Genomic DNA, 22,955 nt, shown 5'->3' on the forward strand with positions numbered 1-22,955 from the left:
GCATGCGCACCAAAAGCAGAAAGAAAAACAAGATCAATGTAGTCACCCTTGGATGTTCCAAGAATGTCTATGATTCAGAAGTGTTGATGGGACAACTTCGTGCCAACAACAAAGAGGTGGTCCATGAAGAAGAGGGAAATATCGTAGTGATCAATACCTGTGGTTTCATTGCCAACGCGAAGGAAGAAAGTGTGAATACCATCTTGGATTTTGTGCAGCAAAAAGAAGATGGAATCGTAGACAAAGTTTTTGTGACCGGTTGTCTCTCTGAGCGTTACAAGCCAGATCTACAGCAAGAAATTCCTGATGTTGACCAATATTTTGGAACCACAGAGCTTCCAGGCTTGCTCAAAGCTTTAGGAGCCGATTACAAGCACGAACTCATTGGGGAACGGCTAACGACCACACCAAAGAACTATGCCTATTTAAAGATCGCCGAAGGCTGTGACCGCCCGTGTTCGTTTTGCGCTATTCCGCTCATGCGCGGGAAGCACCGTTCCACACCGATTGAAGAATTGGTGGTAGAGGCAGAGAAACTCGCTGCTGATGGTGTAAAAGAACTTATTTTGATTGCGCAGGATCTTACCTACTACGGACTGGACCTGTATAAAAAGCGTCGCTTGGCGGATTTGCTAAAGGCTTTGGTAGAGGTTGACGGAATTGAATGGATCCGATTGCACTATGCCTTCCCAACAGGTTTTCCAGAAGATGTCCTTGATGTTATTAAGCAGGAGCCTAAGGTGTGTAATTATATCGACATTCCACTACAACATATTTCTACGGACATTTTAAAGTCGATGCGTCGCGGGACGACCTTTGAAAAGACCAACACGCTGCTCAAGCTCTTTAGAGAGAAAGTACCGGGAATGGCTATCCGTACCACATTGATCGTTGGTTATCCAGGTGAAACCGAGGAACACTTCCAAGAGTTGAAGCAGTGGGTGGCCGATATGCGCTTTGAGCGTATGGGCTGTTTTACCTATTCTCATGAAGAGAATACGCATGCCTACAATTTAGTTGACGATGTGCCTGAGGATGTTAAGCAAGACCGCGCGAATCAGATCATGGAGCTGCAGTCGCAGATCTCGTGGGAACTCAACCAAGAGAAGATCGGGCAGGAGTTCAAGGTGCTTATTGATAGAAAGGAAGGTAATAACTACATAGGCCGCACGGAATTTGATTCTCCAGATGTGGATAATGAAGTATTACTCGATGCTACTCAGCAATACCTAAAGACCGGAGACTTTGTTCAGGTCAAGATCACAGAAGCCACAGACTTTGATTTGTATGGGGAAGTGGTTTAAAGGAATCCTGAGCAAGATTTTTGCCGCGGTCCTTTTGGTCTCAGCGCTTTCTTCTTGTATCGATGAAGCCCAAAATACCCCTGTTCCTTTTGAAATTGAAAATCCCAGCGAAGGCTATGCCGGCATGTCTCGTCTTTTTGTAGCAGATGATGTGCTGTACATGAGTTGGGTGGAGCAAACAGACAGTTTGGCCGTACTTAAATACGCTTCTTATGACGGAAACATTTGGTCTACGCCAGAAGTCATAGCAGAAGGTACTGATTGGTTTGTCAATTGGGCGGACTTCCCACAAATCGCCATTAATCAAGGAAACATCTTTGCACATTACTTGCAGAAATCAGCTCCAGATACCTACGCCTACGATATAAAGTACAAGATCTTTAACGCCAATAGTCAATCCTGGTCACCTCCGCAGAAGCTACACACAGATTCCACACAGAGCGAGCACGGATTTGTAGATGTGATTCCTTATAAAGATGGTTTTATGGCGAGTTGGTTGGACGGTCGCACCACCGTGAATCGTCCTGACTCCTTAAGACAGATGACGGTTCGAGCAGGAATAATTAACGCTGACGGAACCTTAGGCCAACAATGGGAGCTGGATGAGCGGGTTTGCGATTGCTGCGCAACCTCTATTACAGAAACTCGTAAAGGACCGATGGTTGTTTACAGGGATCGATCAGATAATGAAGTTCGAGATATGTACGCAGTTCGCTTAGAAGATTCGGTTTGGTCAGCGCCTCGCGTCGTATTTAATGATAATTGGCAAATTGCAGGCTGTCCTGTAAATGGCCCGGCAATCAGTAGTAATGGTATGACCGCAGTGGGCTGGTTTACCATGGTAGATGATAAACCGCAGGTAAAATTGGGAACTATGGGAACAGGTTCTTGGTTTGATGAATTTTTGGTTTTAGAAGATTCAAGAGCCATTGGTCGTGTTGATGTTGCGGTAGACGACCAAGCAAATGCTTTTGCTTTGTATATGACTGATGCTGGGAGTACAGCCAATCTTAACCTAACTCATGTTGCCAGTACCGGAGCGCGAATGACTCATATTTTATCCAAGATGAGTCCTGAGCGAGCGAGTGGGTTCCCACAGTTGGTATTATTTAAAGACCAAGTAGTTATTTCCTATACAGAAACGGACAGCATAGGTTCGCAGATCAATTTGGTTAGCTATCCCTTCAAAGCCTATTCATTTGAAGAATGAAAAAGGTATTGATCATTGGCCACGGAATTCCTGAACCGCAAAGCACTGGGGCAGGGGTTTATATGGCTCAGTTGATCGATCTCTTTTTGCAAGGCAACCATGAGCTCCATTTTTGTTCAGCGGCAGAGACTCCTATTGATGGCTTACTGATTGAAAAGATCATTCCCTACACCCAAATTCAATTGAATTCGGACAGCTTTGATGCGTTCATCAAAGCATTGGATCCGCAGATCGTGATCTTTGATCGGTTTATGACCGAGGAGCAATACAGTTGGCGCGTGCGAGAGGCTTGCCCTGATGCTCTGCGGATTTTAGATACAGAGGATCTCCATTTTTTACGCGAGCATCGCAGAACAAGCAATGATTTTAAACCACCAACCGTGCTTTCTGATCTGGCCAAAAGAGAGTTAGCCGCTATTTTTAGATCAGACTTAAGTTTGATTCTATCCAAGCCAGAGTTTGACCTCTTGAGCAGTGCGTATCAGGTCCCGGAGTCTACACTGCTGCATTTACCTTTTCTCGAGAAAAATATTCCTCAGCTAACGGAATTAACGGCACACAAGGATCGTGAGGATTTTTGTTTTGTGGGAACAGCCAAACACAAGCCAAACGTTGCTGCGATCAAACATTTGGCTAAACTATGGCCTGCTATTTCAAAAAGGGTTCCCGGGGTTAAAATGCACATTTACGGGTCTTATTTTACCGAAGAACTCAAGCAATTGCATAAACCAAATGCTGGCTTTTTAGTGCACGGTTTTGTAAAGGACGTACAAACAACGCTACAGCAACATCGCGTGCTGCTAGCGCCTCTGGAGTTTGGCGCAGGACTCAAGCGCAAGCTTTTTGACGCTTGGTTGGCAGGTTGTGCAGTGGTGACCACTCCAGTTGGAATAGAAGGGATTGGGGGTGCTAATGAGCTAGCTTTTATAGTTGCTGATGACTTAGAAACTGACTTTGTTAATCTAGCGGTTTCAAATTGCGCTCAGAAATCCCAATGGGATCAAAATCGCAAAGAGGGATTGGCTTTGATTTGCGAGTATTTCAGTTGGGAACAGCGAGCATCCGCAGTTTTAAAGACGATTGAATCCTATGCTCTTAAAAAAGAAGAGTTCAACGCGCAAAACCCAGTTGGGCAAATGCTTTGGCATCACAGTCTGCAAAGCAGTAAGTACCTTTCCAAATGGATCGAGGCGAAGAATCGCTAACTACTGCATCCGCGACAGATCAACCTCCGCAACGATATATCCAAAGCTGGCCCAATCGTCTCCGTCCAAAATATCCTCTAAAATCATCATGGCCTGCTCCTGTTCGTCATTGAGATAACTCCATCGTGCTAAACCGTATTTCAGGGCAGAATTGCTGGAATTGATCTCTGCTTCGGGATTGTATAGCTCATCCAGAGCTTTGACTCCTTTATAAAACAAACAAGCATTTAAATAAGAAGCATTTTCAATGACTTCTATCTCTTTATTGATCGGGTCCAAGTAAGCCGCGATCTCATCATCACGCCCGAGCGCTTTTAAAGACAGAACGATCCAATGGGTGGCAGATACCAAGCCGTCATTATTTTGGGAAAGCTCCAAGCATTTCTGGTAGGCCATCAAAGAGCTTTCGTAATTCCCCTTTAAATAATGGGCTAGCCCCAAGTGATAAAAGATGTTTCCGTGTTTGGTGGTGAGTCTTATTCCTTCAGCGTTAGGCATACCGTCATCCTCTAAGGAATTGGTTTCATCCAAAATGACATTCGTTGCCCGCTCAAGATCCGCAATGGCCTTGTCCAGCTCGCGAACGGAAATATAACGATGTCCTCGGTGGCGTAGCAATCGGGAATTGTTTGGAAACTGTTTGAGTCCTTCAGAATAGAGGTCAATCGCTCCTTGGTAATCGCCTGTATAGGCTGTGAATCGTCCGTACCAGATCAGCTTTTCCAGATCGGTTGAATCGGCTAAATAGGCCTGCTGCTTTTCAATGAATTGCGCTTGTAGTTTTTCTGAAACTGCTGGAGCGTACAGCGTATCTCCCGTAAATGAAATGGCTTGATAAAAGGCTCCTTTAGGTTCTGTTTCTATCGGATTGTCTGCGTTTTTGGGTTGATCATTGCAGGCCCAAACCAATAGGACAGTGCCAAAGGCAAATAGTAGTTGATGAATTTTCATAGCTCTAAGATACTAAGCTCTTCTCAGACAAGTTAGCTATGTCGTTAATTTTAAATACCTTAAAAAAAATTCTCGCCTCAGCTGTAACTCAGTATCCCCCTCTGGCGTCAGATATACATCAAACAATCACTAAACATGAAAAATCCTAAACGTATTTTCCAGATGGCATTGCTGTGCTTTGTTATCGTGGCTAGTGGAAGCCTAAGTCTTCACGCCCAAGATTTGCAATCGAATGTAGATAACATGCTCGCGGCACAGTATCCTGCCGACGCTCCTGGAATCTCTGCGCTGATCGCTAAAGATGGAAAGGTAATCTACAAGAACGCTTTTGGCTTGGCCAATATGGAACTTTCCGTACCGATGAATCCAGAAAATGTTTTTGAGCTCGGTTCTATCACCAAACAGTTTACCGCTGTTGCCATTTTGATGCTGCAAGAGGCAGGAAAACTCAATGTTGAAGATCCTATCACGAAGTTCTTTCCTGATTATCCAACAGACGGAAACGACATCAAGATTCATCATTTGCTCAACCATACCTCTGGGATCAAGAGTTATACCGGCATGCAGTCTTTCCAGTACAATGCGCGCAAGGACATGACTCCAACGGAGATCATTGACTTCTTTAAAAATGAGCCCATGGACTTCAAGACGGGAGAACAGTGGCTTTACAATAATTCCGGTTATATCATTTTGGGAGCCATCATTGAGCAGGTTAGCGGTATGAGTTATGAAGCTTTCATTCAAGAGAACATCTTTGATCCTTTAGGTATGAAGCACTCCTATTATGGCAGTAAAACAAAGTTGATTCCAAACAGAGCTTGGGGATATCAGCCCACAGATAGCGGATGGCGCAATGCAGATTACTTGAGTATGAGTCTTCCTTATGCGGCGGGTTCTTTGATGAGTAATGTGGAGGATATGCTGATCTGGCAAGAGGCTTTGAATGATGGGAAGTTATTGCCTAATGAAAAACTGGCGGCAGCTTTTGTCAACACCACCTTGAATAATGGAGACCCCACCTATTACGGATACGGTTGGCAGGTCAACGAGGTCAATGAGAGTCCAAGTGTGGAACACGGAGGTGGGATTTTTGGGTACAACACTTACGGGCTTTATTTACCAGAAGAAGACGTCTACGTTATTGCGCTGTGCAACTCCAACGGAAACTCACCTACCGATGTAGCTATTAAGATGGCTGCTATGGCCATTGGTAAGCCTTATCCCGACAATTCACAAGGAGTCTCTCTTTCACAGCAAGAACTTCAAAAATGGGTGGGTGCCTATCTTTTTGATGGCGATGTAGTTCGATTTGTGACTTTGGAGAATGGACAATTGTTCAGTCAGCGTGAGGGCAGTTCAAAGCTTCCACTGATTCCTGCATCTGCTTACGAATTTTATTTTGAGGGAAGTACTACCAAGTATACCTTTTCCATGGGAGATCAAGGCAAGCAGGTCTTATTTGAAGACCGAATCAACAAGGAAGTAGGATTGGAAACGGTAAAGGAGGTTCCTACTGCTCCTGAGGAGATCGATATGCCTGCGGCTGTCTTAGCGAATTATGAAGGAACCTATGAGCTGCAACCCGGATTTGAGATCCGTGTGTTTTTAGAAGCCGAAAAGCTCATGGTACAAGCTACGGGGCAAAGTGCAGCACGGATCTATCCAAGTGCTCCGCATGAATTCTTTTTAAAAGTAGTGCCTGGCGCTTTGACTTTCAATGTGGATGCAGACGGTAAGGCTACCGGGCTTGTTTTAAAGCAAGGCGGTCAAGTCTTGCCCGCTAAAAAAATAGATTAGATAAATATCACGCATAAAAAAAGCCGAACAGCAATGTTCGGCTTTTTTGTTTTTTAGTTTTTGGCTACAGTCTAAATACGTTGCTGTTGACCATAAAGATCCCGTTTACTAAAAGGAGCTTTCCGTTTTCCCAGAAGGATCGGAACATGGGGTTGTCTACCATATAAACCACGCTTCCGCGGCCCATTCTAACTTCTCCAAATACCAAAGAGTTTTTAAGAGAAGCCTTAGCTGCCTCTCCTGAAAATCCAGCCACGCTTACCGCATCGCCTTCAATATAACCCACATTGTATCCGTTGTCTAGGTGCTGAAAAGAACTGCTACCCAATTTTAGGCTGTAGTAAGTATCTCCATATCCAAAGGCCATTGGGTGGGAATCGTCCATTTTGATCTTGAAAATAGCTCCTGTGATGAAGTTTTTCAAACTCTCGCGTTCGCGTTGATCGTAAGGCGTTAAATTGCTCGAATCGTCATCGGAATCACTGGTGTTGTTTTTGAGTCCGAATCCGTCCTTACCACTAAAGGCATTCACTGCTCGACCCAAAGCAATAACTTTTCCTCCGCCTCGGATCCAACTTTTAAGATCGTCCAAGGTATTTCCGTTGGTAACACTGCCGTACCAGCCTTCTGGCATGATCAACACATCATAATTTTGAAGTACGGAAGGTCTAAAGCTTTCTGTGTTGATGGAGGTGATCGGGTAGTGGAGCTGCTGCTCAAAGAAATGCCAAAGCGCTCCATAGCTCAAAGAGGAAGTTCCATCGCCCTGTAACATGGCAATGCGCTGCGGATTGATCAGTTTAATGTCTGGCGATCCAAAATCCGGAGTCCTATCTGCAAAAGAAGAGTTGGAACTGTATAAATAGCGATCGTACTTCTGGGCGACCTCAATTAAATTTTGCGGGAAATCTGGATTAGTTCTGTTGTCACTTTTAGTGATCACTAAACTTCCGCGGTCAAAGCTATTGCCGTTTAGCTGCATGGGCTTTTCTGTAAAGCGTACACGAACTCCAGCTTGTAATAAGGCTGATAGGAAACGCGCATCTTCCATACTGTTCCATTTGGCAATATATCCAGCCGCAGCAGTATTAACGGTTTCAAAGTTGGATCCTGGAGCGCTTCCGCTTCCGTTTACTTTTACCGTGCTCGCTACGCCATCTAGGCCGTAGGCATGCACAAGGTTCCAGGCAGTAATATCATAGGTCAATGGTTCTTCCAAAGCTGCATCTGGCTCAAAAAGTACTTTGACCATTTTACCCTTAGGTTGATCTGTGTGAATGATCAAAGCGCCTTGGTTGCTCACGCTTCCTTTGCCTTGTGTGCTGTAACGATAACCTGTAGCCGAACCGCTGGTCCCAAAGCTGTACTTGATTTCATGACGGTCTAATAAAGCCGTTAGTGTTTTAATGTTGTCTGGGTTTCCAGTCAGGACAAAACTCTTGTACTTCAAATTAGAAGTGTTGAAGAACTTTTGAAACTCATCGTTGAGCTTGGCTGCGTTTTTAGCGCCCATTTCTACAGTAGAAAGCCCTGTGGTGGTGTGGTGCATGACGCGATCCACCAACGTGAGTTCGTACCCTTCATCGGTATCAATACCTAAACCGGCACGTCCGTGACCAGCTTGCTCATAAGTCATTCCAATAGCTCCCATAAAGGTTGGGTAGGTATCTCCATAACTCGGATACAACAGGTCAAAACGCTCGCGGGTAAAAAACAACCAGCCTTCACTGTCAAAATACTTGGCGTGGTTTCTACCGATGGCCTCTTGGAAGTCGTACTGCCAATCACTGATGATCTCGTGATAAGGTGCTGCGGCCGGAGCAAAGTAATATGGCTCGTTGATGCCTTGTTCGTGGAAATCCACATGAATATGCGGCATCCATTGGTTGTATATTTTTAGACGTTCTTGAGATTCTATCTGTGAAGCCCATGCCCAATCGCGGTTCAAATCAAAAAGGTAGTGGTTCGGGCGTCCTCCGGGCCAAGGCTCATTGTGCTCAGTAGCAATTTGAGCGCTGTTATACGGTGTCGCCTTTACTTGGTTGTACCAGTTTGCGTATCGATCACGGCCATCAGGGTTGACGCAGGGATCTATGATAACGATGGTGTTTTGCAGCCAATCTTGCTTTTCGGTAATAAGCTTGTAAAGCGTCAGCATTGAAGCTTCGGTACTGGAGGCTTCGTTTCCATGTACGTTATAACTCAGCCAAACAATCGCAACCTCTGGATCTGCACTTCCACTTGCCAAACCAATACTTTTTAAATTGTCAGTACGGATCTGATCGATCTTAGCTAAATTCTCGGGAGTAGAGATCACAGCGTAGGTGAGCGGTCTGCGCTCGTAAGTTTTTCCGTAGGTGTCGTATTGTACCATAGGACTTTGGTCTGCCACATGGTTGAAATAGGCTACAACATCTGCATGTCTGCTGAATTGTGTTCCAATGGGATAACCTAAAAACTCTTCTGGGGATTGTACTTGCGCCTGTCCAATAAGGCCTACAAACAGTAAAAATAATAGGGTGATGCGTTGCATTGATTGGTTGTTAAAATAAGCATTAAAGCTACGAAAATTGGGGCAAAGCAAATGGGCTCCTAGGGGAACATTAACGAATCTTTTAGAATCGATAGAAGTGAAGTTCGTATTTTTACCTTCCAATTGGAGCCAACCCATATGTCCGCAGCTTACGTACCCTATTCCCAGACTGGTTATTTCTCAAAGACCATATGTGATTATTTGGGGCAAGAACAGGCCGTAAGACCGTTCTACCACAGATTCCCGTCACTTGAGGCTTTGTCAGATCAGATTCAAGAAAAGCAAGGGACAGCGGTATGCGAGGCAAAGTGGCGTGAAACTCTTTCTCAAAGTTTGATGGCCGCTTACGGGGGCGTTTCCATGAGTGAGGCCACCGCCAACAATATTGAGTCGCTCAAAGCGCCAAATACCTTTACTATTACTACAGGGCATCAGTTGAATCTATTCACTGGGCCCTTGTATTTTTTATACAAGATCGTATCGGTGATCAACTTTTGTAAGCAGGCTAAGCAGACTTATCCCGATCACAATTTTGTGCCTGTTTATTGGATGGCTACCGAGGATCACGATTTTGACGAGATCAACTACTTCAATTTTAAAGGGAGTAAAGTGGCCTGGAACCGCCAAGACGGAGGAGCTGTTGGGGAACTTTCTACGGAAGGTCTTCAGGAAGTTAGTCAGGTTATTGGAGCCGCGATGGGCAAGAGTATTCAGGCGAGTTATTTGCGGGAACTCTTTGAGAATGCCTATTTAAAGCATGACGATCTGGCCTCGGCAACACGATATTTAGCCAACGCTTTATTTACAGATCAAGGTTTGGTTATCGTCGATGGTAATGACCCAGCGTTAAAAGCTGCGTTTGCGCCTTATGCGAAGCAAGAGCTCTTAGCCCAAAAGGGACATGAAGTTATTAGTGCTACCACTGCGGATCTAGTTGCTGCTGGATATAAAGAGCAGGTGCATCCGCGTGAGATCAACTTGTTCTATTTGGATCAGGGATTGCGTGAGCGCATTGTTCAGGCAGGTGATCAATTTGTGATCAATGATACCGACTTGACTTTTTCGAAGGCCGAGATATTGGAGAAGTTAGAAGCCCATCCGGAACAGTTTTCTCCCAATGCCTTATTGCGTCCACTGTATCAAGAAGTCATCTTACCCAACCTTTGTTATATTGGAGGTGGAGGAGAATTGGCCTATTGGCTACAGTTAAAGGATTACTTTGACGCCGTTGAGGTTACTTTTCCCATGCTGATGTTGAGAAACTCGGCCTTACTCATCACAGAAAAACAAATGGGCAAATGGGAGCGTTTGGACCTAAGCGTTGCCGATCTCTTTAAAAAACAAGAAGCATTAGCAGCGCATTTGGTAAAACAACACAGTGGTTTGCCCTTGGATTTTGAGCCGCAGAAGAAGCATTTGAAAAAGCAGTTTGAGGCGCTGTATGAGCTTGCCAAACAAACCGATCCTTCCTTCGAGGGCGCCGTTGCTGCTCAGGAGAAAAAACAGATCAACGGACTCAAGAATCTCGAAAAGCGTCTTAGAAAAGCCGAGAAAAGAAATCATAAGGATCGCATTCAGCGTGCGCAAGAATTGAGGGACGCGGTATTTCCAGCCAACAATCTGCAAGAGCGCAAAGCCAACTTCTCTGAATTCTATTTGGAGGCTGGAGATGAGCTTATTCCACTGCTTTTGGAGCAACTGGATCCCTTTAAATCGGAATTTTCTGTAATTCGTCTGTAAGTGTTGATGAGTGGTTAATTTTTTTGACAGACTTTTTTAGCGAGTCGTCAAATTTCAACTACTTTTGCACATGCAAAACAACGTACTTATCCTCGATTTTGGTTCGCAGTATACGCAACTCATCGCACGCAGAGTTCGCGAACTCAATATTTACTGTGAAATCCACCCGTATCACAAAGTTCCAGAGAATTTGGATCCTTTTAAGGCTGTTATCCTTTCCGGGAGTCCTTTTTCGGTTCGCGCAGAAGATGCACCGCATCCAGACCTCACGAAGATTAAAGGACACAAGCCTTTACTAGGAGTATGCTATGGAGCGCAATACTTGGCCCATTTTCACGGTGGGAATGTAGCGCCCTCTAATACCCGAGAATACGGGAGAGCGCGTTTGGCAGAGATCACCGACAATGAAGCTTTGTTTGCGCATATTGAAACAGGATCACAAGTTTGGATGAGTCACAGTGATACCATCGCAGCTTTGCCAGAAGGAGGAGTTCGCTTGGCTTCTACACACGATGTAGCCAATGCAGCGTATAAAATTCAAGGAGAGCCTACATACGCTATCCAGTTCCACCCTGAGGTGTATCACAGTACAGATGGGAAGCAACTCTTGGAAAACTTCTTGATCCATATTGCAGGGATCACACCAGATTGGACGCCAGCACATTTTGTTGAGACTACCGTTGCGGAGCTCAAAGAGAAATTGGGTGAGGATAAAGTTGTTTTAGGATTATCTGGAGGTGTGGATTCCAGTGTAGCAGCCGTTTTATTACACAAGGCCATTGGGAAAAACCTCTATTGCATTTTTGTGAACAACGGACTTTTGCGTAAAAACGAATTTGAAAGCGTCTTGGAACAATACCAAGGTATGGGGCTCAATGTAAAAGGAGTTGACGCCTCGGCACGCTTTTTGGATGCCTTGAAAGGAGTAACCGATCCGGAGGCCAAGCGCAAGGCTATTGGACGTGTGTTCATCGAAGTTTTTGACGATGAGGCCAACCAAGTAGAAGGCGTGAACTGGCTGGGACAAGGAACCATTTATCCAGACGTGATTGAAAGCGTCTCTGTAAACGGTCCTTCTGTTACTATTAAGTCGCACCACAATGTGGGTGGCTTGCCGGATTTTATGAAATTAAAAGTGGTAGAGCCGCTCCGCATGTTGTTTAAAGATGAAGTACGTCGGGTTGGATCGCAGTTGGAGATCTCTCCAGACATCTTAGGGCGTCATCCGTTCCCCGGGCCTGGTTTGGGGATCCGTATCTTGGGTGACATCACTTCAGAAAAAGTGCGTATCTTACAAGAAGTAGATCACATTTTTATCGACGGTTTGAAAAAATGGGGGCTCTACGACAAAGTATGGCAAGCAGGAGCAATCTTGTTGCCTATACAATCTGTTGGAGTTATGGGGGATGAACGTACCTATGAACAGGTAGTTGCATTGCGCGCTGTGGAATCTACAGACGGAATGACTGCCGATTGGGTGGATTTACCGCATGACTTCCTGCAGGAAACTTCCAACAGCATAATAAATCGAGTGAAAGGCGTTAATAGAGTAGTGTATGACATCAGTTCTAAACCGCCAGCAACTATTGAATGGGAATAATGAAAGGAATTAAAATTGGATTTTTGCTGTTCTTTGTAGCCCTCACTACTGCAGCTGCAGCACAGACCAGTTACAAAAGTCACAACGTAAAACAAGGAGAAACGGTTTTCAGTATTGCCAAGCAGTACGGGGTGACCGAGGAAGCCATCTATCGTTTGAATCCAGATGCACGCCAAGGCATTCAGGAAAACAACATTTTGATCATCCCTACCGCAGATGATCAGACCAATTACAGCGAACAAGTTGTCGATTTTAAAAGGCATCGCGTAAAGCGCAAAGAGACGCTTTTTAGCATCGCACAAAAATACGGGGTCACTGTAGACGATATCAAAAAATACAACAAACGCCTGTATTCGGAACAACTTCGAAAAGGCGATAAGATCATGATTCCAGTTTTGGAACGTACCGTTGTGGTCACTACTGATGCCAATACGGGCAACACTGGGAATACAGGAAACTTACCCGATAATACTACCGTTAAGGATACTACCAAAGTCCATACGGTCTTACCAAAGGAAACCAAATATGGTATTGCTCGTAAATACGGGATCAGTATTGCAGAGTTAGAAGCTTTAAATCCGCAGATCGGTGACACCTTACAAATGGGAGCCGTACTAAAAGTGCCACAAAATGAAGTGGTTGCGGATGCTACCGTAGATGATTCTCTCTATGATTTTTACGAGGTACAACCCAAAGAAGGATTTTATCGTCTAAAAGTAAAGTTCGGATTGACAGAGGATGAGATCGTTGCCTTGAATCCTTACGCTAAAGATGGCCTTAAGGCTGGAATGATCCTCAAACTGCCTAAAATGGGCGACGCAGGTACTGAAGCCAGTGCCAATGTGGTCAATCTGGAATATCAGATATCCAATTACGATACTAAGAAATTGGTGGTCATGTTGCCGTTCAATTTGACCAAAGTCTCTAGAGATTCTGTTGAGGCTAATGAGGATCTACTCATCAATAGCCGTACACTAAACATTGCATTAGATTTCTACAGCGGAGTGATGATGGCTGCTGATTTTGCCAAGGACAAAGGCCTTTCTGTGGATCTGCAAATTCTAGATACTGAAGGCAAATCGTCTAAAGTCAATCAATTAATTGCTCAAGGTAATTTTGATGAGGTGGATGCCGTAATTGGCCCACTCTTTCAAAAAAATGCCACCAGCGCTAGTAATGCGCTGCGCAGAGCCGATATTCCTGTACTTTCGCCTTTGAGCAATCAACAAGCTAATGGTGGTCGTAACTTTTTCAATACGGTGCCTTCTAATGATTTCTTGGAAGCGCGTATGATGGAGTACTTGCAAGCCAACAGTGCGGGGAAGAATTTGATCATCATTGCCGATGCCAAAAAGGCGCGTGAAAAGAATATGCTGCGCAATGCGTTTCCAAACGCAAAAGTGTTAGACCCGCGTGAGGAGCAATTCCTTTACGTAGTGGATATCCAGAATCAGCTGGATCCTATTGCAGATAATTGGGTGGTCTTAGCTTCCGATAATCCTGTGCTTGTGAGTAATGTAATTGGTCTGCTCAACGGATTGCCACCAGACAAGGCTGTGCGTTTGTTTACTTTGGATAAATCCGACGCCTATGAGTTTGAAGACATTCAAAACTCCAACTTGGCGCGTTTGAAGTTTACTTATCCTTCTGTTTATCGCAGTTTTGATTACGACAATCCGGAGGCTTTTGTAACCAGTTATAAAAACAAGTACGGCGTTTATCCCAACCGTTTTGCGATCCGCGGATTCGATGTCACTTACGACTGTTTGTTGCGTTTGGGCATGGCAGAATCCCTTTATGACGCCATTGACTTAGATGGAGAAACACAATATGTAGGGAATAAATTCTTCTACGTTCGCAGCGGTAGCGGTTATGCTAATAACGCTGGTTATATCATGATGTACGGAGAAGACCTAAAACTTATCGAAGTAGAATGAGTACAGCTAAAGTGACTTATTTGGGTGGTTTGAGAACCCAAAATCAGCATATAAAATCAGGAGGTGAATATTTTACTGATGCTCCTGTAGACAATCACGGTAAAGGAGAAGCATTTTCACCCACAGATACTGTAGCTACTGGCTTAGCCAACTGTATGCTAACCGTTATGGGGATTAAGGCCAATCAAATGGAGGTCAATATGGAAGGCAGTTATGCTGAGGTGACTAAGGTAATGGCCAGTGACCCTCGTAGAATCTCCGAGATTCATGTAGAATTGCATTTACCTGCTGACTTGGACGATAAGGCTAAAACCATCTTGCAACGCACGGGAGAGACTTGCCCGGTGCATTACAGCCTACACCCAGACATCCATAAAGTGGTGAATTTTCATTGGGATCTTTAAATGGAACTCAATAATGAGAGCTGCTAAGCGTTATTGAAGTATGCTTAGATTTTTGTCAATCAGCCTTTGTTTACTGCTTTTTGTTGCTGCGGATACTGCAGAAGAGCGCATTGCTTGGAGTGAATCCTATAAACTTTCTTGGAGCGATTTTAAAGGAACTCCCAAAGTGGGCAACACTTTTGTGGCCAGCACCAGTTCTGGTTTATCATTTTCTTATGGATTCAAGACCATTAATGGGGAACCGACTAATGAATTCAATTTTGAGGTTGAGGCTTATTTCTATCCGCAGAACTCCTGGTACGATCCAGGGCGTGTAAGCCCGAGAGTATTGCAGCACGAACAAACTCATTTTGACATCACTGAATTACACGCACGCCTGTTGCGCAAGCGCATTGCGGAGTTCAGTTTTTCCTCAAATATTAAAGACGAGCTAGACCGGCTCTATGATCAAGTAGAACGCGAGCGCCGTGAAATGCAATCCCGCTACGATCTAGAAACAGACCATTCGGTGATCCGAGATCAGGAAGCTGCATGGGTGGCTCGTGTACAAGAACTGCTAAAACAATCTGTAGCTTGGAAAGAGTAGATCCGCAAAAAGAGCACCTCATAGCATTAGCCAACTACAAGATGCCCTTTGGAAAATACAAGGATCGGTATTTGATTGATCTGCCGGAGGCCTATTTGGTTTGGTTTCGTCAAAAAGGATTTCCTGCAGGAAAATTGGGGCGCTACTTAGAAGAAGTTCACGAACTTAAGATCAACGGCTTGGAGCCGCTGCTGCGCAAACTTCAAAATCTGTAAACACTATTCGTTTAGATTGAATCGGAACTCGCGACGCCCTTCTTTGAGCAGCATGGTCTTGTTCTCCACATCAAACATAAATTCTAAACCAGCGTCTTTGGCCAAATAATGATGCTCTTCAATGAGTGCAAGGCTTATTGGCGTGCGGCCTTCTGCCTGGGCTTTGAGTTGATCGGCTTCCCAAAAGATCGTAATGGGTAAAGGAAAATCAGCACTTGAATAGGCTCCTGCATAGAGCTGTTCTGTCTCACCGCCTCGCTTGGACTCGAATGTGGGGAGCTCGTATTCCATCCCAAAGAAGATCTTTGCTGCCCCGATCATCACCTGGGTTAAATTGGTGTACATATAATTGCTGACCGCACTGATCGTTATTTGCTGATCCGGGAAATGGGCTACCAAGCTTTGAAATCCGTCAATACTGCCGCTGTGGCCGTAAGTCTGAATCCCTTCAAAAGGAAAGCCCATGATCCCCAAACCAACATCCTCTCTGGTTTGCATCATCATTTTCAAGGTGTTTTCGCTAACCAGAGCACCACTAAAAAGTTGTGCGTAAAAGCGGCTTACATCTTCTGCGGTAGAAATAATTCCTCCTGCTCCCATAGGTGCATTTAAGTGCGTCTGTGGACTGATAAGTTGCCAAGCCTCATCCTCAAAATAGTAGGGGAGTGCTTCATTATTATCAGCTTTGATACTTCCACCAAAACGTGTTTGTGTTAAGCCGAGTGAAGTGATAATTTGCTTTTCTAGGACAGATCCGTAACTCATCCCATAGATATCCTCCAAAATATAAGACAGCAAGATGTAGTTAGAATTGGAATAGGCAACTTGTGCTCCAGCATCAAATTGTGGTTTTCCGGCGGCAATCCTTTTGAGCATTTGCTCACGGGATTGGGCTGTGTAGATCCAAGTTCTCAATTCAGGGTCTTCCGTGATGTTGAAAATACCGCTACTGTGTTGCAAAAGGTCCTTAATGCGAATATCAGCCGCATTTGGAATCTTCGAGTAAAAGTTAGCGAGCGGATCCTCAAGGCTGAGTTTCCCAGCTTCCACCAATTGCATAATTAAGGTCGCTGTAAAACTTTTGGAAATTGAACCTATGCGGTATTTGGTTTTTGTGTTCGCTTTTTGATTGGTTTGGGCATTGGCAAAACCAAAGGCATTTTGGTAGACTTCTTGGCCAGAAACCATAATAGAAACTTGTCCCATTCCTTTATTGTTGGACTCCAAAAGTTGGAAGTATTGATCCAGTTTTGCTCGATCAAAACTTTGCGCAAGGGCAGTACCGGCTATAAGTAAGCCGCAGAGAAAGATTCTGAACATATTTTTTGTTTTAAAGAAGGGAGACGCTTTATTTAAGTTGTGTGGCCCCCTTGTGTTAGGTAAAGAATGTGATGGTGCTTGTTACGCAGCAGCTTCTGATTCGCGTTCGCGCAATTGGATAAGAATGATCCCCGTACGAGCAAAAAGGAAGACGATAGCCCCTAAAAAGGTCGGGAGGAAGGTGCGCTTAAGGCCTCCGGCAACGATATTCATAGTAACTCCATCAATGAATTCAATGGTGTCTAAGGCCTCAATGAGTCCTAAAACTTGACCTAAAATTCCCCAAACCAAGGCAAAGAGCCCTAAAGACTGTAAAAGGTTTTTAGATTTTTGACGGTTGTTTTGACTGATATTACCGCGAATACCTAATATGATCACTGCAATTAGCAATACCGCTAGCGGCACCATAAAGAAATAACCGCCTTCTGAAATGATTTTGAACATGATTGTTGTTTTTAATTGAACTCCTCCAAAACTAAATGCAGATAGCTCACCATTTTGCCAATTGCGATTACCGCCTTGTTTTGTTCCTCTTTTAACTGGTGAAACGCCCTGTTTGGTTTAGGACCTTAAAGCCGTTATTTAGGAGCTCAATTTGGTAAATCATCGCTAAAAATATGGAATTAAAAACTTTTTACAGAACTTGCCCTCATGGGCAAGATCGCCAATCGTTTCGCAAAGCGGATACTGCTACAAACCCTTTTCTGGTTTGGGGTTTGGTTCTATTTTATGTACTTCTTTAGTTACAGCAGTAACAATAAGGACTATGCCTTTTGGTTTAGTCTTTGCCTTATGCCGGTGACCATGATTACCACTTATTTGGTCACTAGTTATTTGATGCCAAAGTACTTAGTGCTTAAAAAGTATGGCCTATTTGCCTTGTATCTCGGCTATACGTTGATCATATCCAGCTATGCCATCATGCTCAGTATTTTTGGTTGCTTTATCATTTTGTCTGAGGTAGATATGGATAATGTCCCTCCTTTGAGTCGTAACTTCTGGTTTGTCTTGGCCTTAGTCTATTTGGTGGTTGGGGCGGTCAGTGCGGTGCGAATCATGCAGCTCGGCTACAGAAGTCTGAACAAAGCCCAAGCCTTGGAAAAAGACATGTTACAAAGAGAGTTGTATGTTAAAGATCAGGAATTGAGCTATTTAAAAAAGCAGATCCAACCGCATTTTCTTTTTAATGCTCTAAATACAATTTACAGCCTTTCTGTACGACGGATGGAGAATACTCCAGAGGTGATCCTGAAGTTGTCCAATCTGTTGGATTATTTACTCTATCAGGCCAGTAAACCCATGACGAGTTTGGAAAGTGAGGTAGCCCATTTGAAGGATTATATCGCCTTGGAAAAGGTGAGATTCCGTGATACCTTAGCGGTGGATGTTGATTTTGACGCACCTGAAACTCCAATTTCCCTGCCGCCGATGTTGCTGTTGCCCTTTGTAGAGAATGCCTTCAAACACGGCGTGATCAAAGATGATAAATTGCACATTAGGGTGTTTTGTGTAATGCAGCAGGAGCAGCTTAGATTTCAAGTGACCAATACCGCTGAGTTGCCAGCGCCAAATTCCCAGGGAGGTATTGGTTTGAGTAATTTGCGCAAGCGTTTGGAGCTTTTGTATCCGGGGCGATACCGTTTGCACACCGGCTATAACGAAGGTATTTTTACCGCGGAACTTCAGATTGATGACCCGCAAAATATAAACGATGAAGAAGTATAAGGTTTTAATAGTGGATGACGAACCTGAGGCCCGAGAGCTTTTGGAGCACTATCTGGAACATTTACCGGATTGTGAACTGGTGGGCTGTTGTAAAAACGGTGTTGAAGCTTTGCAAATGGTCAATAAACACCCTGTTGATCTCCTATTTTTAGACATTCAAATGCCCGGTATTTCTGGAGTGGAATTAGCCAAGAGCATACCTGCTGGCGTAAAGGTTATCTTTACCACAGCGCATCGTGAATACGCCGTGGAGGGTTTTGAATTGATGGCGGTAGATTATTTGTTGAAGCCGATTTCTTTAGATCGATTTTTAAAAGCGGCCTATCGTTTTATTGGCAACCAACCTCAAGAGGCTAGACCGAAAGAATCGATCTCAAAAGATCCCAAGAGGGAATTTATTTTTGTTAGAGCGGATCGAAAAATGATCAAGGTAGCTCTTGACCAAGTGAAATATGTAGAGAGTATTCAAGACTATTTAAAGATTCACACCTCAGAACAGGCCTTGGTCACTCGTGAGACCATGGCGCAATTACAACAACAGCTCCCCGAACAGGATTTCTTGCGTTGCCATCGTTCGTTTTTAGTCAACCTCAGACATATTGATTCTTATACCCACGAACAGATCACCATCGGGCGTAAATCCATTCCCATCAGCAGAAGTTATAAGGAGCAAACCTTAGAAAAGCTTCAATCCGTTTAGGTCTTTTGACAGGCTTAAATCCGCAGTGGGAGAAAGCAGAAAAAACTCCTTGGGATTGGGAATAAAATCTTACCTTTACACCCCGTAGAGTTGTTATACCCACCACAGACATGGACACCACCAAATATATCTTCGTTACGGGCGGAGTTTCTTCCTCATTAGGCAAAGGAATCATTGCAGCATCTTTGGCTAAATTACTACAAGCCAGAGGATTTCGAGTTACCATCCAAAAATTGGATCCCTACATCAATGTAGATCCCGGCACACTGAATCCGTATGAGCACGGAGAGTGTTATGTGACCGATGACGGTGCAGAAACTGATCTGGATCTTGGCCACTACGAGCGCTTCTTGAATGTGCCAACCTCACAGGATAATAATGTGACCACCGGTCGTATTTATCAAAGCGTAATCCAAAAGGAACGCAAAGGAGAATTCCTTGGGAAGACCGTTCAGGTTATTCCACACATCACCAATGAGATTAAAGAGCGTGTTCAGATGTTGGGTAAATCTGGCAACTACGATATTGTGATCACAGAGATTGGCGGTACCGTGGGAGATATTGAATCGCTACCGTACATTGAATCCGTGCGTCAATTGAAGTGGGACTTAGGGAAAGAGAACACCTTGGTAGTTCACTTAACTTTGATCCCTTACCTCTCTGCAGCTGGAGAATTGAAGACCAAGCCTACACAACACTCGGTAAAGACCTTGATGGAAAGTGGTATTCAGGCGGACATTTTAGTATGTCGTACCGAACACGAACTTTCTGATGACCTCAAGCGCAAACTTGCTTTGTTCTGTAATGTGGAGACTGAAGCGGTCATTCAATCCATTGATGCATCAACTATTTATGACGTGCCTAACCTGATGTTGGAAGAAGGTTTGGATCGCGTCGCTTTGAAAAAATTAAACTTAGATGCTCCCGGCGCTCCAAATCTGGAACGTTGGAATGAATTCTTAAGCAGACACAAAAATCCAAAGGACACGGTACATATTGGTCTTATTGGAAAGTACGTCGAATTGCAAGATTCTTATAAATCGATTTTGGAATCCTTTATTCACGCAGGCGCTGCGAATGAATTGAAAGTTAAAGTACATTCCATTCATTCAGAACACATCACCACAGAGAATGTTGCTGGGAAGATTGAAAAGCTAGACGGTATCCTTGTAGCTCCCGGGTTTGGAGAACGCGGAATTGAAGGGAAGATAGAAGCCGTTCGTTTGGCTCGTGAGAATGGTATTCCGTTCTTAGGCATTTGTTTGGGAATGCAGATGGCTGTTATCGAATACGCTAGAAACGTATTACAGCTAGAAGGTGCCAATTCTACAGAAATGAATCCTGACACCGCCCATCCGGTCATTGACCTGATGGAAGCTCAAAAAAGCATAACAGACATGGGAGGTACCATGCGTTTAGGTGCTTGGAAATGTGAATTGACTCCGGACAGTATTGCGCATGGGGTTTACGGCGATTCTTTGATTGAAGAACGTCACAGACACCGTTATGAATATAACGATAACTACCGTCAAGCCTTAGAAGACGCAGGTCTTAAAGCAACTGGGCTGAATCCGGATACGGGATTGGTAGAAATTGTGGAATTGCCCGCGCATCCTTGGTATGTTGGGGTGCAATACCACCCGGAATATAAGAGTACAGTAGCAAACCCGCATCCTTTGTTTGTTGCCTTTGTAGCTGCCGCTTACCGATACGCATCAGCAAAAAAAGATGTCAGTATGGCATAAATGCCGCTTACGGCTAAGTAATTGCTATACCACAGACGACCAAAAACTAATTAAACATCCCAAATTGGGAGACACCATATGGAAGAAAAGAAGTTTGACTTAAACTCGTTGATCGGTTTTATCCTGATAGGGATCATCATTGTTTATATGCTCTATCAAAATGCGCCAACTGAAGAAGAATTGCAGGAGCGCGCTAAACAAGAGCAAATTGACCAAGAGGAGGAAGATGCTGGTCAGCCAACCTTAGACCTTTCAAATACTCAAGAAGCTATTGTTGCTAATCCCGCGGATTCTGCGGCCACTGCTGCTGCTCAAAATGCGCTTGGAGCCTTTGCTTATTCTGCCGGATTACCTTCGGCTACGGAGAATATTACTGTTTTTGAGAACGATGTCTTGGAGCTTAAGGTCAGCAATCAAGGAGGTTATATTACAGAAGCCCGTCTTAAAGAGTTTGTCACTTATAAAGATGTTCCGGTTTATTTGATCAAAGACGGGAATGCTTCATTGGATCTGGTATTCAACCATCAGAATAGAACCTTGCATTCCAAAGAATTGTTCTTTGAGCCAACCGTAAGTCAGGAAGGAGACAACAAGGTGCTTTCCATGAAGCTTAAAATTTCACCTACGCAATATTTAGAGTATCGCTATACGCTCAAGCCGGGAGACTATATGATGGATTTCTCTGTGCGTACGCAAGGGCTATCCAACGTTATGGATACTTCTAACGATGCGGTGTTGCATTGGGAATTGGCGGGTTACCGCCGGGCTAAGAGTGTCGCTTATGAGAACCGTTATACAGAACTCATTTGGGAGTATGAAGGCGGAAAGGATGATTACCTCGGCCAACAACAACGCACTACGGACGAGTCTATAGATGTGACCTATGTAGCTTTTAAGCAGCACTTTTTCACATCAATCTTATTAACTGACAAACCTTGGAAGACAGCCAGCTTTGTCAGCGAGAACTTGGTAGAAGATGAAGACATCGACACGCTTTACACTAAGAAGTTTAAGGCCGAATTGCCTTTAGCATATTCTGGGGGAGAACTTTCTTACGATATGGATTGGTACTACGGACCCACCGATTACAAAATATTAAACGCCTATGACCGCAACCTAGATGAGGTAGTACCTCTTGGTTGGGGGATCTTTGGTTGGATCAACCGCTATTTATTCATTCCGCTATTTGGATTCCTATCGTCATTCTTGCCTTACGGTATCGCGATCATTGTCATGACCATTTTAGTGCGATTGGCATTGAGCCCGGTTACCTACAAATCCTACCTGTCTCAGGCAAAGATGAAGGTGCTGCGTCCGGAGATCACAGAGATCAACGAAAAGCACAAGGACAACGCCATGAAGCGTCAGCAAGAGACTATGGCCTTATACCGAAAAGCAGGGGCTAGCCCAATGGCGGGTTGTATTCCAGCCTTGCTGCAATTGCCGGTATTCTATGCCTTGTTCCAGTTCTTCCCGTCAGCCTTTGCGCTGCGTCAAAAGAGCTTTTTATGGGCAGAGGATCTTTCCAGTTATGATACTATCTACGAACTGCCGTTCTCCATCCCACTTTACGGAGATCACATCAGTTTGTTCCCGATCCTAGCGTCTATTGCGATCTTTTTCTATATGACCATGACCACAGGACAGACCATGCAACAACAGCAGCCTGGGATGCCTAACATGAAATTCATCATGTACATTTCGCCGCTATTCATGTTGGTATTCTTCAACAACTACGCGAGTGGTCTTTCGCTCTATTACTTTATCTCCAACCTGATTACTATTGGAATTATGTTGGTGATCAAGAATTACATCATTGATGAGGATAAGATCCACGCTAAGATCCAAGAGAACAAGAAAAAGCCGAAGAAGCAAAACCGTTTTCAACGCAAGATGTCTGAGATGATGGAGCAGGCTGAAGCGCAACAGCAACAGCGCGGCAAGAAGAAATAGCATAACAATTCGTTCATTATTGCGTTTGCT

At 44.3% G+C, this 22,955-nt stretch carries 18 protein-coding genes; 14 read left to right on the forward strand and 4 right to left on the reverse strand.

All coding sequences use genetic code 11. The annotated features are described in order from the left end of the window. Positions 1-2 precede the first annotated feature (2 nt). Genes rimO through POW22_RS12415 form a run of 3 tightly spaced genes read left to right on the forward strand, consistent with a single transcriptional unit; the run spans position 3 to position 3,719 of the window. Positions 3-1,304: a 30S ribosomal protein S12 methylthiotransferase RimO gene (rimO, locus tag POW22_RS12405; RefSeq protein WP_272833027.1), complete on the forward strand. Its 1,302-nt coding sequence runs from the start codon at positions 3-5 to the stop codon at positions 1,302-1,304. Next, the gene (locus tag POW22_RS12410; RefSeq protein WP_272833028.1) at positions 1,288-2,514 is read left to right on the forward strand and encodes a hypothetical protein; all 1,227 of its coding nucleotides are present in this window, start codon (positions 1,288-1,290) and stop codon (positions 2,512-2,514) included. Before rimO ends, POW22_RS12410 begins: the two co-directional genes overlap by 17 nt. Further along, the gene (locus POW22_RS12415) at positions 2,511-3,719 is read left to right on the forward strand and encodes a glycosyltransferase family 4 protein (protein ID WP_272833029.1); all 1,209 of its coding nucleotides are present in this window, start codon (positions 2,511-2,513) and stop codon (positions 3,717-3,719) included. Before POW22_RS12410 ends, POW22_RS12415 begins: the two co-directional genes overlap by 4 nt. Here POW22_RS12415 and POW22_RS12420 read toward each other — a convergent pair whose 3' ends face one another. Further along, positions 3,720-4,670: a tetratricopeptide repeat protein gene (locus POW22_RS12420; RefSeq protein WP_272833030.1), complete on the reverse strand. Its 951-nt coding sequence runs from the start codon at positions 4,668-4,670 to the stop codon at positions 3,720-3,722. Between the two features lie 135 nt (positions 4,671-4,805). Between POW22_RS12420 and POW22_RS12425 the strand changes: the two genes are divergently transcribed. Next, positions 4,806-6,467, forward strand: a complete 1,662-nt coding sequence (locus POW22_RS12425) for a serine hydrolase (protein ID WP_272833031.1) — start codon at positions 4,806-4,808, stop codon at positions 6,465-6,467. A gap of 64 nt (positions 6,468-6,531) precedes the next feature. Here POW22_RS12425 and POW22_RS12430 read toward each other — a convergent pair whose 3' ends face one another. Further along, positions 6,532-9,000: a M14 metallopeptidase family protein gene (locus POW22_RS12430; RefSeq protein WP_272833032.1), complete on the reverse strand. Its 2,469-nt coding sequence runs from the start codon at positions 8,998-9,000 to the stop codon at positions 6,532-6,534. A 138-nt stretch (positions 9,001-9,138) separates the two neighbouring features. Between POW22_RS12430 and bshC the strand changes: the two genes are divergently transcribed. From bshC to POW22_RS12460, 6 genes are all read left to right on the forward strand, one after another. After that, entirely contained in the window at positions 9,139-10,740 is a 1,602-nt protein-coding gene (bshC, locus tag POW22_RS12435; protein WP_272833033.1) for a bacillithiol biosynthesis cysteine-adding enzyme BshC, read from the forward strand. A gap of 70 nt (positions 10,741-10,810) precedes the next feature. Next, complete coding sequence (guaA, locus tag POW22_RS12440) at positions 10,811-12,340, forward strand: glutamine-hydrolyzing GMP synthase (protein ID WP_272833034.1); 1,530 nt, start codon at positions 10,811-10,813, stop codon at positions 12,338-12,340. Beyond that, entirely contained in the window at positions 12,340-14,277 is a 1,938-nt protein-coding gene (locus POW22_RS12445) for a LysM peptidoglycan-binding domain-containing protein (protein ID WP_272833035.1), read from the forward strand. Before guaA ends, POW22_RS12445 begins: the two co-directional genes overlap by 1 nt. Beyond that, entirely contained in the window at positions 14,274-14,681 is a 408-nt protein-coding gene (locus tag POW22_RS12450) for an OsmC family protein (RefSeq protein ID WP_272833036.1), read from the forward strand. The genes POW22_RS12445 and POW22_RS12450 overlap by 4 nt, the downstream gene beginning before the upstream one ends. Before the next feature lie 40 nt (positions 14,682-14,721). Continuing rightward, positions 14,722-15,267 carry a DUF922 domain-containing protein gene (locus tag POW22_RS12455; protein ID WP_272833038.1) on the forward strand — a complete coding sequence of 182 codons (546 nt, stop codon included), beginning with the start codon at positions 14,722-14,724 and terminating at the stop codon, positions 15,265-15,267. Beyond that, the gene (locus POW22_RS12460) at positions 15,255-15,482 is read left to right on the forward strand and encodes a DUF3820 family protein (RefSeq protein ID WP_272833039.1); all 228 of its coding nucleotides are present in this window, start codon (positions 15,255-15,257) and stop codon (positions 15,480-15,482) included. Before POW22_RS12455 ends, POW22_RS12460 begins: the two co-directional genes overlap by 13 nt. Positions 15,483-15,485: 3 nt before the next feature. Here the strand turns inward: POW22_RS12460 and POW22_RS12465 are convergent, their stop codons facing one another. Then, a complete protein-coding gene (locus POW22_RS12465; RefSeq protein WP_272833040.1) occupies positions 15,486-16,802 on the reverse strand; it encodes a serine hydrolase domain-containing protein in 1,317 nt (438 codons plus the stop codon). Positions 16,803-16,883: 81 nt separating this feature from the next. Then, the gene (locus POW22_RS12470) at positions 16,884-17,246 is read right to left on the reverse strand and encodes a MotA/TolQ/ExbB proton channel family protein (protein WP_272833042.1); all 363 of its coding nucleotides are present in this window, start codon (positions 17,244-17,246) and stop codon (positions 16,884-16,886) included. Between the two features lie 207 nt (positions 17,247-17,453). Here POW22_RS12470 and POW22_RS12475 point away from each other — a divergent pair, with 207 nt between their 5' ends. The 4 genes from POW22_RS12475 (at position 17,454) to yidC (ending at position 22,925) form a co-directional block, all read left to right on the forward strand. Next, positions 17,454-18,527 carry a sensor histidine kinase gene (locus tag POW22_RS12475; RefSeq protein ID WP_272833043.1) on the forward strand — a complete coding sequence of 358 codons (1,074 nt, stop codon included), beginning with the start codon at positions 17,454-17,456 and terminating at the stop codon, positions 18,525-18,527. Continuing rightward, entirely contained in the window at positions 18,514-19,227 is a 714-nt protein-coding gene (locus POW22_RS12480; protein WP_272833044.1) for a LytR/AlgR family response regulator transcription factor, read from the forward strand. Before POW22_RS12475 ends, POW22_RS12480 begins: the two co-directional genes overlap by 14 nt. Before the next feature lie 110 nt (positions 19,228-19,337). Then, positions 19,338-20,972, forward strand: a complete 1,635-nt coding sequence (locus POW22_RS12485; protein WP_272833045.1) for a CTP synthase — start codon at positions 19,338-19,340, stop codon at positions 20,970-20,972. A gap of 78 nt (positions 20,973-21,050) precedes the next feature. Further along, a complete protein-coding gene (yidC, locus tag POW22_RS12490; RefSeq protein ID WP_272833046.1) occupies positions 21,051-22,925 on the forward strand; it encodes a membrane protein insertase YidC in 1,875 nt (624 codons plus the stop codon). Positions 22,926-22,955: the final 30 nt, after the last annotated feature.

Source organism: Gilvibacter sediminis, from assembly GCF_028561565.1.
GTDB lineage: Bacteria > Bacteroidota > Bacteroidia > Flavobacteriales > Flavobacteriaceae > Gilvibacter > Gilvibacter sediminis.

What these genes read in the sequence shown, in the direction of transcription:
- rimO (WP_272833027.1), top strand. Translation starts at nt 3, where the DNA reads ATGCGCACCAAAAGCAGAAAGAAAAACAAGATCAATGTAGTCACCCTT.
- POW22_RS12410 (WP_272833028.1), top strand. Translation starts at nt 1,288, where the DNA reads ATGGGGAAGTGGTTTAAAGGAATCCTGAGCAAGATTTTTGCCGCGGTC.
- POW22_RS12415 (WP_272833029.1), top strand. Translation starts at nt 2,511, where the DNA reads ATGAAAAAGGTATTGATCATTGGCCACGGAATTCCTGAACCGCAAAGC.
- POW22_RS12420 (WP_272833030.1), bottom strand. Translation starts at nt 4,670, where the DNA reads ATGAAAATTCATCAACTACTATTTGCCTTTGGCACTGTCCTATTGGTT.
- POW22_RS12425 (WP_272833031.1), top strand. Translation starts at nt 4,806, where the DNA reads ATGAAAAATCCTAAACGTATTTTCCAGATGGCATTGCTGTGCTTTGTT.
- POW22_RS12430 (WP_272833032.1), bottom strand. Translation starts at nt 9,000, where the DNA reads ATGCAACGCATCACCCTATTATTTTTACTGTTTGTAGGCCTTATTGGA.
- bshC (WP_272833033.1), top strand. Translation starts at nt 9,139, where the DNA reads ATGTCCGCAGCTTACGTACCCTATTCCCAGACTGGTTATTTCTCAAAG.
- guaA (WP_272833034.1), top strand. Translation starts at nt 10,811, where the DNA reads ATGCAAAACAACGTACTTATCCTCGATTTTGGTTCGCAGTATACGCAA.
- POW22_RS12445 (WP_272833035.1), top strand. Translation starts at nt 12,340, where the DNA reads ATGAAAGGAATTAAAATTGGATTTTTGCTGTTCTTTGTAGCCCTCACT.
- POW22_RS12450 (WP_272833036.1), top strand. Translation starts at nt 14,274, where the DNA reads ATGAGTACAGCTAAAGTGACTTATTTGGGTGGTTTGAGAACCCAAAAT.
- POW22_RS12455 (WP_272833038.1), top strand. Translation starts at nt 14,722, where the DNA reads ATGCTTAGATTTTTGTCAATCAGCCTTTGTTTACTGCTTTTTGTTGCT.
- POW22_RS12465 (WP_272833040.1), bottom strand. Translation starts at nt 16,802, where the DNA reads ATGTTCAGAATCTTTCTCTGCGGCTTACTTATAGCCGGTACTGCCCTT.
- POW22_RS12470 (WP_272833042.1), bottom strand. Translation starts at nt 17,246, where the DNA reads ATGTTCAAAATCATTTCAGAAGGCGGTTATTTCTTTATGGTGCCGCTA.
- POW22_RS12475 (WP_272833043.1), top strand. Translation starts at nt 17,454, where the DNA reads ATGGGCAAGATCGCCAATCGTTTCGCAAAGCGGATACTGCTACAAACC.
- POW22_RS12480 (WP_272833044.1), top strand. Translation starts at nt 18,514, where the DNA reads ATGAAGAAGTATAAGGTTTTAATAGTGGATGACGAACCTGAGGCCCGA.
- POW22_RS12485 (WP_272833045.1), top strand. Translation starts at nt 19,338, where the DNA reads ATGGACACCACCAAATATATCTTCGTTACGGGCGGAGTTTCTTCCTCA.
- yidC (WP_272833046.1), top strand. Translation starts at nt 21,051, where the DNA reads ATGGAAGAAAAGAAGTTTGACTTAAACTCGTTGATCGGTTTTATCCTG.